Annotated in this window: 11 protein-coding genes; 8 read left to right on the top strand and 3 right to left on the bottom strand. The window is 74.1% G+C overall.

The window, feature by feature from the left end; translation table 11 throughout:
- Window positions 1-4: 4 nt before the first annotated feature.
- From FKD65_RS19710 to FKD65_RS19680, 7 genes are all read left to right on the top strand, one after another.
- The gene (locus FKD65_RS19710; RefSeq protein WP_141578892.1) at window positions 5-1252 is read left to right on the top strand and encodes a hypothetical protein; all 1248 of its coding nucleotides are present in this window, start codon (window positions 5-7) and stop codon (window positions 1250-1252) included.
- Between the two features lie 345 nt (window positions 1253-1597).
- On the top strand, window positions 1598-1687 hold the full coding sequence (locus tag FKD65_RS19705) for a K(+)-transporting ATPase subunit F (RefSeq protein WP_141578891.1): 90 nt from the start codon (window positions 1598-1600) through the stop codon (window positions 1685-1687).
- Window positions 1687-3354 (top strand): potassium-transporting ATPase subunit KdpA, encoded by a 1668-nt coding sequence (gene kdpA / locus FKD65_RS19700; protein WP_141578890.1) that lies wholly within the window; start codon window positions 1687-1689, stop codon window positions 3352-3354. Before FKD65_RS19705 ends, kdpA begins: the two co-directional genes overlap by 1 nt.
- Window positions 3354-5513, top strand: a complete 2160-nt coding sequence (kdpB, locus tag FKD65_RS19695) for a potassium-transporting ATPase subunit KdpB (RefSeq protein WP_141578889.1) — start codon at window positions 3354-3356, stop codon at window positions 5511-5513. The genes kdpA and kdpB overlap by 1 nt, the downstream gene beginning before the upstream one ends.
- Before the next feature lie 7 nt (window positions 5514-5520).
- The gene (locus FKD65_RS19690; RefSeq protein WP_205718872.1) at window positions 5521-6411 is read left to right on the top strand and encodes a potassium-transporting ATPase subunit C; all 891 of its coding nucleotides are present in this window, start codon (window positions 5521-5523) and stop codon (window positions 6409-6411) included.
- A 244-nt stretch (window positions 6412-6655) separates the two neighbouring features.
- Window positions 6656-9211, top strand: coding sequence for an ATP-binding protein (locus tag FKD65_RS19685; RefSeq protein ID WP_141578887.1), 2556 nt, complete (start codon window positions 6656-6658; stop codon window positions 9209-9211).
- Entirely contained in the window at window positions 9208-9885 is a 678-nt protein-coding gene (locus FKD65_RS19680; RefSeq protein WP_141578886.1) for a response regulator, read from the top strand. Before FKD65_RS19685 ends, FKD65_RS19680 begins: the two co-directional genes overlap by 4 nt.
- Window positions 9886-9912: 27 nt before the next feature.
- Here the strand turns inward: FKD65_RS19680 and FKD65_RS19675 are convergent, their stop codons facing one another.
- Together FKD65_RS19675 and FKD65_RS19670 are read right to left on the bottom strand one after the other, a co-directional pair.
- Complete coding sequence (locus tag FKD65_RS19675) at window positions 9913-11139, bottom strand: M48 family metalloprotease (RefSeq protein ID WP_141578885.1); 1227 nt, start codon at window positions 11137-11139, stop codon at window positions 9913-9915.
- Window positions 11140-11141: 2 nt separating this feature from the next.
- Complete coding sequence (locus FKD65_RS19670) at window positions 11142-11780, bottom strand: hypothetical protein (protein ID WP_141578884.1); 639 nt, start codon at window positions 11778-11780, stop codon at window positions 11142-11144.
- Window positions 11781-11982: 202 nt separating this feature from the next.
- Between FKD65_RS19670 and FKD65_RS19665 the strand changes: the two genes are divergently transcribed.
- A complete protein-coding gene (locus tag FKD65_RS19665) occupies window positions 11983-13941 on the top strand; it encodes an Hsp70 family protein (RefSeq protein WP_141578883.1) in 1959 nt (652 codons plus the stop codon).
- A 31-nt stretch (window positions 13942-13972) separates the two neighbouring features.
- Here FKD65_RS19665 and FKD65_RS19660 read toward each other — a convergent pair whose 3' ends face one another.
- A complete protein-coding gene (locus tag FKD65_RS19660) occupies window positions 13973-17719 on the bottom strand; it encodes a WD40 repeat domain-containing protein (protein WP_141578882.1) in 3747 nt (1248 codons plus the stop codon).
- Window positions 17720-17725 lie beyond the last annotated feature (6 nt).

Raw genomic sequence — 17725 nt, 5'->3', positions numbered from 1 at the left:
CGCCATGGAAACGCAGAAGGACGACGCCCGCGCGGTCAGGCCGCCACGGGGACCGGTCGCGGCATCGGGACTGCTCACACTGCTCGCCGCCGGGGTGGGCGCGCTGTGGTCCGCTCGAGCGTCGAGCTACCCGTTCGGCTCCGCCGACAAGGTCACGGTGTCGGTCACCCACCTGATCGAGCACCGGCCGGCGGGAGCGATGCTGCTGGCCGCCTCGGCCTGCGGCCTGGCGGCGACCGTGTTCGCCGCGCGCCGTCGCGCCGGCGCGGCCTCGCTGAGGGCCGCCGGTCTGATCGCCCTCGCCGAGACCCTGTTCTTCGGCCTGGTGATGGCCGACGTCACGCTGATGGTCGGGCTCGCCTACACCCTGGCACTCACCAGCCCGCTGATCGTGCTGACGACCGTGGCGGTGGCCTGCGCCCGCCGCCAGCGGATCGGGTACCTGGCCGCCGGGGCGGTGCTGGCGCTGGCGGCCGTCGGAGTGGCGACCGGGTTCCTCACCATCGGCTCGGTGTCCCGGTTCGCCCGGAACGTGGGCCACAGCTTCGCGAACTACGACCTGCGCCTGCTCTGGGGGATCGGGATGTCGGCCGTCGCCGCCGGCTGGGGGTTCGCCGCCTTCCGGTGGCTGCGCCAGACGATGCTGCTGCGCGGCGGCGGCCGGCTTCCGGCCTGGGCGACCCCCGAGGGCGCCCGCCGCTGGGGACGGGTCGCCACGATCGCGGCGGGGCTGTGCCCGCTGACGTACGGCCTGATCCGGCTGACCTGGCTCACGCCGTGGCCGATCGGCCTGATGGGCAGCGAGGACAATCCGGCCACCCGGATGCAGGGCGCGGGCCTCGGGATCGCGGCGGTCGGCGGCACGGTGCTCACCCTCGGCCTGATCGCGCGCTGGGGCGAGCGGTTCCCCCGCTGGGTCCCGATGGCGGGCGGACGCCCCGTGCCGCCGCGGATGGCGGTGATCCCGGGCGGCGTCGTCGCCGCGGCGGCGTGCGTCGCCGCGCCGGGCTTCGTCGTCCACGGCCTGGAGAGCGACGGCATGGGCGTCGGCATGTTCACGGCCCTGCTGATCTTCCCGTTCCCGATCTGGGGCCCGCTGCTGGCCGCCGCCGTCTTCGCGTACCGGTTGCGCCGCGGCCCGTCCGGCGCGACCGGCCCCGCGACGGCGGCGGCCGCCTCCCGCCGCCCGACCGCCGAGCCGGCACCGCGCGCCACGGACACACTGCGGAACCTGGCGGTGGCCCTGCCCTGACGCTCCCGCCCGGCCACCGGCCGCCCCGCCCCTCCTCTCGGCGAGCCGGCCGGTGATTCGCCGCGTGTGCGCCCTCCCCGGTCGGTGTCGGCCAGGGGCGTCAGGGACGCGTTAAGCGTGCCGCCCTCCGCGCTAAGAGCGCGTCAAGACCCTTGGGACATGCCCGAGAAGTGCCGTTGACTCCTAACGCACCCAAAGCGGGTGCGGGTGCGACGAGCACCCGGTGCCCCATGGCGGCAGAGTGCCGCCCCCAAGGAATCGAGAAATGGCAGATCTGGCGTTCATCCTGCTCACGGTGGGGGTCTTCGCCGTGTTCGCACTGGTCGTGAGGGCGGTCGAGCGACTGTGACCGCGGAGAACGGAATCGGCTTGGCGCTGGCCGTGCTGCTGGTCGTCCTCATGGTCGCGGCCCTTCTCTTCCCGGAGCGCTTCTAGTGGGCCCGACGGTCGCCGGGATCATTTTCCTCGGCTCTCTCCTGCTCGCCCTCGCGCTGTCGTACGGGCCTCTGGGCGACTACATGTACCGGGTCTATTCCGGGACCCGGCATTCGCGGGTGGAACGCCTCGTCTACCGGCTGGTCGGGGTCGATCCCAGGGCCGAGCAGAGGTGGGGTGTCTACGCGCGCAGCGTCCTGGCCTTCTCGGTGGTCGGCGTGCTGTTCCTCTACGGGGTGCAGCGAGTGCAGGACCGCCTCCTGCTCAGCCTGGGCTTCGACCCGGTCAAGCCCGACCAGGCCTGGAACACCGCCGTCAGCTTCGTGACCAACACCAACTGGCAGTCGTACTCGGGAGAGTCGACGATGGGCCACCTGGTGCAGATGGCCGGGCTGGCGGTGCAGAACTTCGTCTCGGCCGCCGTGGGCATGGCCGTGGCCATCGCGCTGGTGCGCGGCTTCGCGCGCCGCAAGAGCGAGCACCTCGGCAACTTCTGGGTCGACCTGACCAGGGGATCGCTGCGGATCCTGCTGCCGATCGCGTTCGTCGGCGCCGTCGTGCTGGTGTCCGGGGGGCTGGTGCAGAACTTCTGGGATCCGGCCCACCACACGGTGGACACGATCGCCGGCGGCGCCCAGACGCTGACGGGAGGCCCGGTGGCCTCGCAGGAAGCGATCAAGGAACTCGGGACGAACGGCGGCGGCTTCTACAACGCCAACTCCTCGCACCCCTTCGAGAACGCCACGGCGTGGACGAACTGGCTGGAGATCTTCCTGATCCTGGTCATCCCGTTCGCGCTGACCCGGACGTTCGGCCGCATGGTGGGCCAGGTCCGGCAGGGGTACGCGATCGCGGCGGTGATGGGCGTCATCGCGCTGGTGAGCGTCTCGCTCACGATGGTCTTCCAGGGCATGCACCACGGCACGGTGCCGACCGCGGTGGGCGGGGCGACGGAGGGCACCGAGGCGCGCTTCGGCGTCCTCGACTCGGCGGTCTTCGCCGCGGCGACCACGCTGACGTCGACCGGCGCCGTGGACTCCTTCCACGACTCCTACACCAGCCTCGGCGGCATGATGACGATGGTCAACATGATGCTCGGGGAGGTCGCGCCCGGCGGCGTCGGCTCCGGCCTGTACGGGATGCTGGTCCTCGCCGTGATCACGGTGTTCGTGGCCGGGCTCATGGTGGGCCGCACGCCCGAGTACCTGGGCAAGAGGATCGGCGGCCGCGAGATCAAGTTCGCCGCGCTGTACTTCCTGGTCACGCCCGCGCTCGTGCTCGCCGGCACCGCCGCCGCGATGGCGACCGGCAGCGGCCGCGCGGGCCTGCTGAACTCCGGGCCGCACGGGCTCTCGGAGGTCCTGTACGCGTTCACCTCCGCCTCCAACAACAACGGCTCGGCGTTCGCCGGCCTCACGGTCAACACGGTCTGGTACGACACGGCGCTGGGCCTGTGCATGGCCTTCGGCCGGTTCCTGCCGATCATCTTCGTGCTCGCTCTGGCCGGCTCGCTGGCCCGCCAGGGGCACACCCCCGAATCGGACGGAACCCTGCCCACGCACCGGCCCCAGTTCGTCGGCATGGTCGCGGGCGTCACCGTCGTCCTCGTCGCGCTCACGTTCCTGCCCGCGCTCGCGCTCGGGCCGCTGGCGGAAGGAATCCGCTGATGTCCATCACGCAGACCGCGCGGGTCCCCGCGCAGCCACCCGTTCCCGAACCGGTGGGCCGCGTCCAGGGCGGCCTCCTCGACCCGCGGCAGCTGCTGCGGTCCCTGCCGGACGCGGTCCGCAAGCTCGACCCCCGGACGCTGTGGCGCAACCCGGTCATGCTGATCGTCGAGGTCGGCGCCGTGTGGTCCACGATCCTGGCCGCCACCGACCCGACGTGGTTCGCCTGGCTGGTCGTCGTCTGGCTGTGGCTCACGGTCGTCTTCGCCAATCTGGCCGAGGCGGTGGCCGAGGGACGCGGCAAGGCCCAGGCCGACACGCTGCGGCGGGCGAAGCGGGACATGACGGCCCGGCGCCTGGTCGGCTGGGAGCCCGGGGCCGTGGACGTGGCGGAGGAGTCCGTCCCCGCCCCCTCGCTCACGCAGGGCGACATCGTGGTCGTCGAGGCAGGACAGATCATCCCCGCGGACGGCGACGTGGTCGAGGGCATCGCCAGCGTCGACGAGTCGGCGATCACGGGCGAGTCGGCCCCGGTCATCCGGGAGTCCGGCGGCGACCGGTCGGCGGTGACCGGCGGCACCAGGGTGCTGTCCGACCGCATCGTGGTGAGGGTGACCCAGCGGCCCGGCGAGAGCTTCATCGACCGGATGATCGCCCTGGTCGAGGGCGCCGGCCGGCAGAAGACGCCGAACGAGATCGCGCTGAACATCCTGCTCGCCGCGCTGACGATCATCTTCCTGCTCGCCACCGCCACCCTCCAGCCGCTGGCGATCTACTCCAGGGCCGGCGACCCCGGAGTGCCGGACTCGCCCGCCCTGGGCGCCCAGGGCGTGACCGGCATCGTGCTGGTGTCGCTGCTGGTCTGCCTGATCCCGACGACGATCGGCGCGCTGCTGTCGGCGATCGGCATCGCCGGGATGGACCGCCTCGTCCAGCGCAACGTCCTGGCGATGTCCGGACGCGCCGTCGAGGCCGCCGGCGACGTCGGCACCCTGCTGCTCGACAAGACCGGCACCATCACCCTCGGCGACCGGCAGGCGGCCGAATTCATCCCGCTCGACGGGATCCCCGAGGGCGAACTGGCCGACGCGGCGCAACTGGCCAGCCTCGCCGACGAGACGCCCGAGGGCCGCTCGGTCGTCGTCCTCGCCAAGGAGCGCTACGGGCTGCGCGAGCGCACGCCCGGGGAACTCTCCCACGCCGACTGGGTGGCGTTCACCGCCCGGACCCGGATGTCGGGCGTCGACCTGGACGAGGGAGCCGAGCGGTCGCTGCGCAAGGGAGCGGCCGGCGCCGTCGCCGACTGGGTTCGCGGGCAGGGCGGCACCGTGCCGCCCGGGCTCGCCCAGATCGTGGACGGCATCTCCGCCTCCGGCGGGACGCCGCTCGTGGTCGGCGAGTCCGCCGGTGGGGGAGCGCGCGTCCTCGGGGTGATCCACCTCAAGGACGCGGTCAAGCGGGGCATGCGCGAGCGGTTCGCGGCGATGCGGGCCATGGGCATCCGCACCGTCATGATCACTGGCGACAACCCGCTGACCGCCAAGGCGATCGCCGACGAGGCGGGCGTGGACGACTTCCTCGCCGAAGCCAGGCCGGAGGACAAGCTCGCCCTGATCAGAAGGGAGCAGGAGGGCGGCCGCCTCGTGGCCATGACCGGGGACGGGACGAACGACGCGCCCGCCCTCGCCCGGGCGGACGTCGGCGTCGCCATGAACACCGGTACCTCCGCCGCCAAGGAGGCCGGGAACATGGTCGACCTCGACTCCGACCCCACCAAGCTGATCGAGATCGTCCAGATCGGCAAGCAGCTGCTGATCACCCGGGGCGCGCTGACCACGTTCTCCATCGCCAACGACATCGCCAAGTACTTCGCGATCATCCCGGCGCTGTTCGTGACGCTCTTCCCGGGACTGGACGCCCTCGACGTCATGCGGCTCTCCAGCCCGCAGTCGGCGATCCTGTCGGCCGTCGTGTTCAACGCGCTGATCATCGTCGCGCTGATCCCGCTGGCCCTGCGCGGGGTGAAGTACCGGCCGAGCAGCGCGTCCAAGCTGCTGTCGCGCAATCTCGGGGTCTACGGCCTCGGCGGCATCGCCGCGCCGTTCGCCGGCATCAAGCTCATCGACCTCATGGTCCAGTTCCTTCCGGGGATGTCCTGACATGCGTATGCCAACCTGGATCCGCCTGCACGTGGCCGCGATCCGCGCGCTGCTGGTCCTCACCGCCGTGCTCGGTGTCGCCTACCCGCTCGCCGTCTTCGCGGTCGCCCAACTCCCCGGGTTGAAGAGCCGGGCCGACGGGAGCATCGTGCGCACCGCGGACGGCAGGGCCGCGGGCAGCGCGCTCATCGGCCAGTCCTTCACCGGCAGGGACGGGAACGCGCTCAAGCAGTACTTCCAGAGCCGCCCGTCCGCGGCCGGCGACGGATACGACCCGACCTCGACGGCCGCGAGCAACCTCGGGCCCGAGAGCGTCCTGGACACGCTCCCCGACCCGGCCGCCGGGGCCGAGGGCGATCAGAGCCTCCTCACCCGGGTCTGCTCGCGGAGCAAGGCCGTCGCCGACCTGGAGGGCGTGGACGGCAGGCGACCGTACTGCACGCCGGACGGGGTGGGCGCCGTGCTCAAGGTGTTCGGGACTCGCGCACCCGACGGGAGCGTCCCCAGGCCCTCCAGGGTCGTCAGCGCCAACCAGGCCTGCCCCACCGCCCCCTTCATCGCCGCCTACAAGGGCGTCCGGGTCGAGTGCGCCAGGCCGGACGAGGATCTCGCCGCGGGCCTGACCGTCCCGGTCAGGGGGAACGCGCCCGCGAAACCGCAGGTGCCGGCCGACGCCGTCACCGCGAGCGGCAGCGGCCTGGACCCGCACATCACGCCCGCCTACGCGAGGCTCCAGGCGCCGCGGGTGGCCAAGGCGCGCGGCATCTCCGAGGCGCAGGTGCTGGCCGCCGTCCGGCACAACCAGACCGGCCGCGCGCTCGGGTTCATGGGTGAGCCGGTGGTCAACGTCCTCCGGCTCAACCTCGAACTCGACCGTGACCACCCGTACGGCGCCTAGGAGGGACCGGACCCCCGTCACGGTGACCGCGAGCGCGCACGCCGGCCGGGTCGGGGTTCGCGTGATCGACCGCGGCCCCGGCTGTGACCCCGCCGTCATGAAAGCGCTGGTCCGGCGGTCGTCAAGACGACGTCAATTCGGGATGCGCGCCGGGCCCGGACGCGCGGGGCGCTCACCAGGCCTTGCTAGATTTCGCCAGGCCCAGAAAGGGATGATTCCGGCGAGGGACGAGGCGGCGCTCGGCATGGGCGGTCGAGGTACGTGGCGCATCTACCTGGGCGCGGCGCCCGGGGTCGGCAAGACCTACGCCATGCTGAACGAAGGACGCCGGCGCGCCGAGCGCGGCACCGACGTGGTCGTGGGCTTCGCCGAGACCCACGGACGCTCCCGGACGGCCGAGCAGCTCGGCGGCCTGGAGGTCGTCCCGCCGCGGCGGACGTCCCACGGCGGGACGTGGTCCGCCGAGATGGACGTCGACGCCGTCCTGGCCCGCCGCCCCGAGGTGGCGCTGGTCGACGAACTGGCCCACGCCAACGGCCCGGGATGCCGGAACGCCCGTCGGTGGGAGGACATCGAGGAGCTCCTCCAGGCGGGCATCGACGTCGTCTCCACCCTCAACATCCAGCACCTGGCGTCGCTGAACGACGTGGTCGAGAGCATCACCGGAGTCCGCCACGGCGAGACCGTCCCGGACGCGGTCGTCCGGCGGGCCGACCAGATCGAGCTGGTCGACATGACCGCCGAGGCGCTCCGCAGGCGGCTCGCCCACGGGAACGTCCACGCGGCGGACCAGGCCGGCGACGCGCCGCCCGGTTACTTCAGGACGGGGAACCTCAACGCCCTCCGCGAGCTGGCGCTGCTGTGGGTGGCGGACCGCGTGGACGAGGGCCTGGCCCGCTACCGCGACCAGCACGGCATCACCGAGCCCTGGGAGGCGCGCGAGCGCATCGTGGTCGCGCTGAGCGGCGGCCCCGAGGGCGACGCACTCATCCGCCGCGCGGCCCGGATGGGGGCGAGGGCCGGCCGCGCGGACCTCCTCGCCGTCCGGGTCGTGCGCAGCGACGGCCTCGCCGAGGGCTCCCCGGCCGCGACGGCGCGCCAGCGCGCCCTCGTGGAGAGCATCGACGGGACCTTCCACCAGGTGGTGGGCGACGACGTCGCGGTGGCGCTGGTGGAGTTCGCGCGCGCCGTCGACGCGACGCAGCTGGTCCTCGGGTCCGGGCGCCGCGCCGGTCGGCGGCGGCTGTCCGGGGGCGGTGTCGAGGCCGCCGTGACCCGGGAGCCGAGCGGTTTCGACGTCCACATCGTCGCCCATGAGCACGCGGGCGACGGCCGCGGCGCCGTCCGGAGGAGCGGCTCCGCGCTCAGCCGCCGGCGCAGGGGCGCGGGATGGGCGCTGGCGGTCGCCGGACCACCGCTGCTGACGGCACTGCTGGCGGGGACGGGCCTCCAGTTCGGTCTGGTCACCGACATCCTCTTCTACCTGGCCCTGACCGTGGGTGTGGCCCTCGCGGGAGGGCTGTGGCCGGCCGTGGCCGCCGCCGTGCTGGGCAGCCTCCTGGCCAACTGGTTCTTCACGCCGCCCTTCCACACCCTCACCATCGCCGGCCGGGACAACGCCATCGCACTGGCGATCTTCATCGGGGTGGCGGCGGCGGTCGCCTCGGTGGTCGACCTCGCCGCCCGCCGGTCCCGGCAGGCGGCGCGCAGCGGCGCGGAGGCCGAGACGCTGAGCATGCTGGCGACGAGCGTGCTGCGCGGGGAGAAGGCGCTGCCCGCCCTGCTGGAACGCGTCCGGGAGACCTTCGGCGTGAGCTCGGTCGCGCTGCTGGAGAGGACCGGCGACGGCTGGAGGACCCTCGGGTCCACGGGCCCCGAGCCGTGCTCCGATCCCGATGAGGCCGATGTGCGGGCCGCCGTCGCCCCGGAGCGGGGCGGCGAGACCGTGCTCGCGCTGCGCGGCCGCGTCCTGCCCGCCGCCGACCGCCGGGTGCTGTCGGCCTTCGCGTCGCAGGCCGCCGCCGCCCTGGAGTGGCGGCGGCTGGCCGAGGAGGCCGCCGGGGCGCGCCGGCTCGCCGAGGGCAACAGGATCCGCACCGCGCTGCTCGCTGCGGTCTCCCATGACCTGCGCACTCCGCTGGCCTCGATCAAGGCGGGCGTGAGCAGCCTCCGACAGACCGACGTCGACTGGGACCCCGAAGACGAGGCGGAGCTGCTGGCCACCATCGAGGAGTCGGCCGACAAGCTCGACGGGCTCATCGGCAACCTGCTCGACATGAGCCGCCTGCAGACGGGCGCGGTGTCCCCGCTGACCCAGCCGGTCCCCGTGGAGCAGGTGGTGCCGCCCGCTCTCCAGGGCGTCCCGGCGGGCCGCGTGGAGGTCGACGTCCCCGAGACGCTGCCGCCCGTCCTGGCCGACCCGGGCCTGCTGGAGCGGGCACTGGCCAACGTGGTCGAGAACGCCGTACGGCACAGCACCGGCGCCGTCACCCTGTCGGCCTGCGCGCTGCGAGGGGGCCTGCCGCGCGAAGAGGTCGAGATCCGCGTGGCCGACCGGGGCCCGGGGGTCCCCGAAGCGGCGAGGGAGCAGATCTTCGCGCCGTTCCAGCGGCTCGGCGACTCCCCCCGGGGCGACGGAGTGGGCCTCGGCCTCGCCGTGGCCCGGGGCTTCACCGAGGCCATGGGCGGCACCCTGCAGGCCGAGGACACGCCGGGAGGCGGCCTCACCATGGTCTTCACGCTGCCCGCCGGCGCCGCCGGGGACTCCGCGTCCCGCGACGAGGGAAGGAGGCCACTGTGACGCGCATTCTCCTCGTCGAGGACGAGCCGCAACTCGTCCGGGCACTCCGCATCAACCTGAAGACGCGCGGCTACGAGGTGGACACGGCCCCCGACGGCCGCACCGCCCTGGACCTGGCCGCCCGCAGGACGCCGGACGTGGTGGTGCTCGATCTCGGGCTGCCGGACATGGACGGCGTCGAGGTGATCCAGGGGCTGCGCGGCTGGCTGGACGTCCCCATCATCGTGCTGTCCGCGCGGCACGCCTCGGGGGAGAAGGTCCAGGCCCTGGACACGGGAGCCGACGACTACGTCACCAAGCCGTTCGGCATGGACGAGCTCCTGGCCCGGCTGCGCGCGGCGGTCAGGCGCGCGGCCCCCGCCGAGCAGGCCGCCGCCGTGGTGGAGACGGCGTCCTTCACCGTCGACCTGGCGGCAAAGCGGGTGATCCGGGCGGGCGGGGAGATCCGGCTGACCCCCACCGAGTGGAACATCCTGGAGGTCCTGGTCCGCAACCCCGGAAAGCTCGTCGCGCAGCGGCAGCTGCTCCACGACGTCTGGGGGCCCACCTACGAGAAGGAGACGAACTACCTGCGCGTCTACCTCGCCCAGCTGCGGCGGAAGCTGGAGCCCGACCCGGCGCGCCCGCGCCACCTGATCACTGAGCCCGGGATGGGCTACCGCTTCGAGCCCTGACCCGCGCCGATGCCTGTCGCGGGGTCGTCAGGACGCGGCCAGTGGCAGGAACGAGGCGAGGAACAGGGCTGCCGGGAACAGGGCCGCCGCCTGGTAGACGCGCGGGGCGTCGGACGGCAGCGAGGGCGCGCCGGGGAGCCACCACCGCGTCCAGGCATGGACCAGGTACGGCCAGGCGAGCAGCACCGCGACGGCGGCCGCGGTCGTGAGGCGGGCGTCGGCCAGGAGCGCGTGGGTGCCCGCGAGCAGGCGGTCGGCGGTGCCGGAGACCGACGTGCCGATCAGGAGATAGGCCGGCGCGGCGGTGGCCAGCGCGATCAGCAGCGAAACGACGATCGTGGCCGGCCACGCGGCGAGCAGCGCCGCCGTGCCCGCGGGGTGGGGCGCGGACGCCCAGCGCCGGAGGAGCCGCGGGGGATGGGACGGCAGCGAGCGGAGCGTGCCGCGCCCGCCGGCCGCCGCCAGCGCGCGGCGCAGGTCGTCCGGGCCGAGAATCTGGACGGGCAGCCGGTCGGCGCTGATCTCCGACAGCCACAGCGCGGCGACCGGCAGGATCAGGACCCGCAGCGGCCGGGTCGACACCAGCACGAGCTGGGCGCCGATCGCCGCGGCGAGGGCGTGCGGCGCGACCAGGAAGTAGACCAGGACGGGCAGCAGGCCCAGCAGCACGAAGACCGGTGCCCAGGTCCGGACGACCCAGACGAAGGGGCTGCCCAGGCCGACCACCAGGTGGTCGCCCTGACGGACGTGGGCGACCTCGTGCAGGAGCACCGCCTGGGCGGTCCGCCGGTCCTTGCGCCACAGATGGACCAGCGGCAGGAAGACGGCGATGCGCGCGCGCCGCCATCCCGCCGGGTAGGCGCGCGCGAGCCGCCGGCCGCTCACGGTGAAGCGCAGCTCGGTGCCGGGCGCGTAGCCGTCGACGAACCGCTGCATCTCGGCGGTGACGGGACGGCCGTCGGCGGGCACGAGTCGTAGGCTCCGCTCCACCCAGCGGGCCCTGAGGGCGGGGAAGCCCACGCTGAGGATGCCCGCCACCAGCATCGCGACGGGCAGCAGCTCCACCACCACGAGCAGTCTCAGCAGGACCAGCGACGTGCGCCCGACCAGGGGCGCGTAGTCGCCGTCTCCGCTGAAGGCGTCGATCCACCGGCGGATGCCCGCAACCTGGCCCCGGAGCCCCCAGGCGAGGTAGAGGACGAGGAACAGCCAGATCCACGGGGGGAGGATCCCGCCGGGCGCCGCGCGCCTCATGCCTACGGCTCGCCTCTCAGCCGGCGGAGGAACTCCTCGCCGCCTCCGGGGTCGGACAGGAACTCCAGCAGAAGCCGGTAGGCGATCAGTTCCGCGTGCGGGCGGAGAATTCCGTCGTTCGCCAGCCGGTCGGCTAATTCGCGGTGGGCCGATTCCAGCGCCTTCGCTTCCGGTGCGGCGCTTCCGGTGCCGCTTCCACCGCCGCCTCCGGCGAGTTCCTTCGCCGCGCCGTCCGGGGGACGGATATCCGGGTTTTCCCGGTTGACTTTCCCGCCGTTCCCGGTGCCGCCATCCCCTTTTCCTGCCGTGCGGCCGCCGCCGTCCTGTTTCCGGGCACCGGACCTCGACTGCCGCGCCGCGACGGCGAGGGTGACGATGGCGACGACGTTTCCCAGTTCCTTCGTCGCGAGAAGGTGCCGCAGGCTTTCCGCGGAGTCGGCCAGCGCCCGCAGAATGACCGGCAGGTCGCCGACCAGGTCCGCCGGCCCGAAGCCGCCGGGCTCGGCGCCGGGCCGGGGGAACAGCGCGGCGCGGGACTTCCCGCCGGACGCGTAGGCCCTCCCCACCTCGGCGGCGAAGTCGGCCTCGTCCGGGGCGACCCGTTCCGCGATCCTCGTCGTCCAGTCCGCGACGGCGTCCATCGGAGATCCTTTCGGCGTGCGGGACCGCCCATTCGACCCGCGGTCCGAGTCGAATCATGTCACGCGGTCCGGCACCGGAACGCAGATCATCGTATTTGAGCCGACACATAATGCGCGGAGAATTCGGGCCGTGATCGGAGTGCTGGCCTGCGGGTTCCGACGCGCGTATCGTCGGCGGCCACAATGGAATTCAGGGGGCACGATGAAACGACCGGTTCTGGCCATCGACTTCGGCGGCTCGTTCGCTCTCGGGGCGTCGCGTGCAAATGATCTCGACGAGCCGGCGGGAGGCGGGCCCGTCGCGTCCGCGGTGTTCGTCGGGCCCGACGGGCGGCTCACCCCGGGGAATCCGGCCGCGCAACTGGCGGAGGCGTTTCCCGGCAGCGTCGTGCGGGACCTCCGGCAATTACTGGTCACCGCTGAATCCGTGCGCGTCGCGGACCGGGACATGCCGGCCGTCACGCTGGCCGCCGCACCGCTGCGGCAGATCGCGCTGGAGGCCGCGCGGCAGCGCGGGGTCGAGCGGTTCGACCGCGTCGTCCTGACCCACCCCGCGCCGTGGGGTTCGCGTGAGGCGGTGCTGCTGGGCCGGGCGGCCTCCGAGGCCGGGTTGCCGCTGCCGTGGTTCCTCACCGAGGCGGAGGCCGTCGTCGCCTTCCACGACCCCCTGCCCGGTGGCAGCGTCGCGGTCTACGACCTCGGCGGACGCTCCCTCGACGTCACCGTGGTGCGCCGGACCGGGGAGGGGGTGGAGATCCTGGGACGGCCGGTGAGGCACGAGGGCTTCGGAGGCGGCGACCTCGACGAGGCCCTCCACCGCATCGTCGCGGAACGGGCCGAAGCCCTCGACGCCGCCGCCTGGGGCGCGCTGACCCGGCGGCGCAACGGCTCCGAAGTGGTCCGCCAGCAGGTCGTGGAGGCCAAGCACGAGCTCTCCGGGAACGTCACCGCGTCGCTCCGGCTCGACGGCCTCCCCGAAGCGATCACGGTCACGCGCACCGAGTTCGAGGACGCGACCGACCGGATGCTGCGCTGGACCGTCGACGAGCTCTCGGCCGCCATCGAGGGCGCGGGCCTCTCCCCGGACGACCTGGCGGCCGTCTACCTGGCCGGGGGCGCGACCCGGATGCCCAGGATCGCCGACCTCGTCGCCGAAAGGCTGGGCCGGGCGCCCACCACGACGGCCGACCCCAAGGCCGTCTTCGCCCTCGGTGCTCTGCGGGCCTACGGGCGGAGCGCGCAGGCTTCATCGGCCGCGCCGGGACTCCCCGCCGCACCGCCCACACCCTTGCAGCAGGCACCCGCGGCCCTGGCCCCCGCGCCTCCGGCGCCCGCGCGACCGGCCCTGCCCGCCGCGGGCGCCGGGCCCGGCGCAGGCCATCCCGCTCGGTCCGCCGACCGGTCCGGCCCGCGCCTCAGAACCCCGCACCTGCTCGCCCTGGCGATGATCCCCGTGACGGCCGCCGTCGTCGCGGGCAGCCTGCTCCTCCGCTCCCAGCTGAACCCGTCCGAGAACACCGGTGCCTCCTCGGTCACCACCCCCGCGCCCCAGGTACCGGCCGCCCCGCCCGAGACGCCCGCCCCGTCGCCGGCGATCACGGTCATCGACAGCCCCTCCCCGCCGCAGTCGTCGAGCCCGCCCGAGGAGTCGCCGACCCCCGAAGGCGAGCCGGGCATCCCGGCCGGCACGTATTCGGTGAGCCTCAGCGGAACCGTCGGCGGCCGGTCGTTCCAGCGCACCGCCCGGCTCCAGGTGATGCCGACGGTCGCGCGGGTCGGCACGACCAACGGCGTCAATCCCGTCGAGGTGTGCCTGCGCTCCGGCTTCCCGGCCGGGACGCCCGAGGTGGGTGCGATCTGGTTCGGCACCAACACCGCCTGCTTCCCCGAACGCGGCGCCCAGATCGACATGACCACCGTCGAAATCTCCGGCGACACCGTCACCGTCCGGCCGGACGCGCGGATCGCCGCGGCGGGCCTCAACCAGTTCACCGCCTCGGGCGACTACATCTACTCCTGCCTCTACCAGCCGGTCTCCGGCAGCATGAGGGTGGACTTCTCCGGCGGTTCGCCCAGCGGCGAACTCGACATCAACGGCTACAGCGGCCCTTGCCAGGCCGTCGGCACCAACACCACCTACACCGCCCGCTTCACCGGCTGAACCCCGGCACCCGTCCAGGCGGGTGCAGCGATCATCCGCAGGGGCGGCGGTCCGCCAGTTCGGGAGCGATCCGCGGTAGCTCATCCGGCCGGTAGCTCTGCCGGATCTCCCGGCAGATGCGAGCGGCGACGCGGGAGGGGTCGACGTCCCAGCGCAGGATCGTCCCGTTGGCCCGCCCGGCCGCGACCGTGCCGCCGTCCGGGCTGAACCCGACCGCGAAGACCTGCGGCGGGGTGCCGAGGATGGAAGGGCTCGGGCTCGTCAGGACGGCGGTCAGCCGCCGGGCGGCGACGTCCCAGAGCCGGACCGAGCCGTCGAATCCGGCCGTGGCGAGGCTCGTGCCGTCCCGGTCGAACGCCAGCCGCCAGACGATGCCCGTGTGCCCGGTCAGTTCGGCGATCCGCCGGTGGGTGCGGGCGTCCCACAGGCGGACGATCTGGTTCTGGCCGCCGGTGGCGAGCGTGCGGCCGTCCGGGCTGAACGCGAGCGCGAGGACGCTTCCGGCGGCGCCGTTCCAGAACTCGTCGACGACGCGCCGCGCCGCGACGTCCCAGAAGCGGACGAAGCCGGAGGCGTCACCGGTGGCGAGCGTGCGACCGTCCGGACTGAAGGCGACCGTCAGGAGGGTTCCGCCGACCTGCCCTCTGTCCATCCCCGGCGGGGCGAGGGCGGCGAGGTTCCGGCCGGAGCCCACGTCCCAGAGTTGCAGGCGCCCTCCCAGCGCTCCGGCGGCTCCCGCGTCACCGCTGACCGTGGCCAGAGTCCTCCCGTCCGGGCTGAACGCCAGCCCCTGGACCGGCAGGCCCGGCCGCGCCGGGAGCCGGGTGATCGGGCGGCGGTGCGCGGTGTCCCACAGCAGGACGTTCTGACCGGCGCCCGCGGCGAGGACGGATCCGCTCGGACTGAAGGCGATCGCGTTGGCGGGACCCGCGGGGGCGGGGATCGGGGTCATGCGGCCGGTGGCGGTGTCCCACAGCCGGACGGTCCCGTCGGTGCCGGCGGCGAGCGTGCGGCCGTCCGGGCTGTAGGCGACCGAGTTCACCGAGTTCGAGGGGTGCACCGTGAGAACCGAGCGGTCCAGGCTCCAGAGGCGGACGGTCTGGTCCATCCCCGCCGACGCGAGCGTGTGCCCCTGCGGCTGGAAGGCCACCGTGTTCAACCCGCCCTGGTGTCCGGTCAGCTGGGCGAGCGGAAGGCCGGTGGCGGTGTCCCACAGCTGGACCTTGCCGTCGTTGGTGTCGGTCGCGAGCATGGCCCCGTCGCCGCTGAACGCGACGGCGGCGCCCGGACCCGGGAGCCCTGTCAACGGCCGCAGAGCCCGGCGGGCGGCGGTGTCCCAGAGGACCACGGGGTGGACCTTGTCGGCGGTGGCGATGGCGCGCCCGTCGGGGCTGTACCGGACGTCGGCGAGGTTCCAGCCGCGTCCGGGGAGGGTCGCCGCCTTCCGTGTCCGCGCGTCCCAGAGGCGGATCGTGCCGTCCGTGCCGCCGGTGACGAAGTGCCGCCCGTCCGGGGCCAGGTCGAAGGCGGTCGGGCCGGCGCGGCCGGTGGAGATCGTGGCCAGCCGCTCGTGGGTGGCCGCGTCCCACATCCGAACCGCGTGGTCGCCGGAAGCGGCGAGGACCCGGCCGTCCCGGCTGAAGGCGAGGTGCGGGACGACCGCGCCCTTGGAGGTCGGCCCGTCGTCGAGTTCGGTGATCGGCGCGAGGGTCGAGGGGTCGCGGAGGGTGACGACGGTCCTGCCGGAGTCCCCCTCGACCGAGGCCAGCAGCCGCCCGTCCGGGCTGAACGCGACACCGAGCGGGATCCGGCGCGCGAGGGGCACGTGGACGGGCCGCCCTCCACCGGCGGCGTCCCAGCGGATCAGGCTCCCGTGCGCCGGCCGGACCTGGTTCTGGTCGGCTCCGGCGATGTCGGCGGAGGCCGCCGCGATCGCACGCCCGTCCGGCGAGTAGGCGATCGAGGTGATCGCGTACTCGGCGCCGCGCAGCTCGCCCGCGAAGCCCTGGGTGCCGGCGCTGAGCAGGGCGCTGCGGGCCTCGGTGGTGTCGGCCTGCCGGTGCGCGGCCGCGGCGAGGAGCATGGCCGCCTCCGGCCGGTCCGCGAGCGAGCTGCGGGCGGCGAGTTCGCGGGAGGTCGCGACCCGGGCGTTCGCCGCGGCGTTCCTCCGCTGGTCGACGGCGAGCCCCGCGGTGACCGCGGCGACCGCGAGCAGGGTCGCCAGCGCGGCGGTGACCACGCGCAGGCGGCGGTTCCTGCGCGCGAGCGCGCGCCTCTCGCCGTCTTCCAGGAGGATCGCGGCCTGGAGGAACTCGCGTGCGAGGGGATCGAGGCGGTCGGCGGCCGTGTCGCGGCCGGCCCACTCGCGCGCGACGGCCAGCCGGCTTCCCCGGTACAACCCGGCCGGGTCGCGGCCGTCGCGGTGCCACTGCCGCGCCGCGTCGAGGAGATGCTGCCGGACGAGCAGGCCGGCGCGGTCGTCGTCGATCCAGGCGCGCAGGCGCGGCCAGGCGCGCAGCAGCGCCTCGTGGGTGATCTCGACCGTGTCCTGGTCCTGCGTGAGCAGGCGTCCGCGGGTGAACGCGTCCACGAGCGCGCGCCTCGCGGCGGAGTCGGGCCCTTCCCCGAGGAGCTCCGCGCGGGCGACGCGCCGCCTGACGTCCTCGGTCCCGTCGCCGATGATGAGCAGCCGCGGGAACAGCAGGGGCGCGATCCGCCGGCCGTCCTCGTCGAGGCGGTTGAAGATCTGCTCCGCGGTGGTCGCCACGGCCTGGTGGATGCCGCCGGTGGCGCGGTAGCCGTCGACGGCCAGCACGTGGCCGTGCCGCTGCTGCCACGTGGTCCGCAGGGCGTGCGCCAGCAGCGGCAGGCGCCCGGCCTCGTACCCGCGGTGCTCGTCGGCCCCGAGATCGCGCAGGAGCAGCTCGACCAGCCCGGGTTCGACCTCCAGCCCGACGTCCTGGGCCGGGAACCGGATGGCCTCGGTGAGCTCGTCGCGGGTCATCGGCCCGACGAGGACCTGGCCGTCCTGGAGCGCGGCGCGCAGGCGCGGATGGTCCGCGCACGGCGTGTAGAAGTCCGAGCGCAGCCCGCAGACGACCAGCGCCGCCGGTGGCTCGCCGGCGGTGTCCGCGTCGGCGAGACCCGAGATCAAATCGACGAAGCGGCGCCGCTCGGACTCGTCCGCGCACTGGGTGAACAGCTCCTCGAACTGGTCGATGACCAGGACGAGGCGCGGTCCGTCACCGGAGCCCTCGACGCGGGTCGCCGCGCGCAGCGCCGCCGCCGTGGGCTCCGGCCCGCCCGCCGTCGCCTCGGCCATCTCGGGCGCCGCGACACCGGCCGCCGCCGCGAGATGAGCCGTCAGGACCGCCACCGGGTCCGCGGTGGGGGTGAGGAGCCGGCAGGGCCGGTGCCGTGATCCCGGAAGCGCTCCGTCCTCCAGCGCGGGCACCAGCCCGGCCCGGAGCAGCGACGACTTCCCCGCTCCCGACGGGGCGACCACCATCAGCAGGCCCCCGCGGCGGGCGTGGTCGTCGAGCCGCGCGGTCAGCGTCGCGAGCAGCCCGTCCCGTCCGAAGAACCACCGGGCCTGCCCCGGACCGAACGCGGCCAGCCCCGGGTAGGGGCACTCGTCCGCCACCTCGCCGGCCCTCGCCCGGCGCCGCCGCCGGACACCGTCCTGGTAGTGGAAGTGCTGGTCGCGGCCGGCCTGGTACACCCGGCCGTCTCCGGAGGCATGGGCATGAAGGCCGGGGCGCTCCGCCGGCTCGCTCATCCCGCA

Source organism: Actinomadura sp. WMMA1423 (assembly GCF_006547145.1).
Taxonomy (GTDB): Bacteria; Actinomycetota; Actinomycetes; order Streptosporangiales; family Streptosporangiaceae; genus Spirillospora.
Note: the sequence above shows the minus strand (reverse complement) of the source record. Positions and strands in the feature narration are given on the sequence as shown.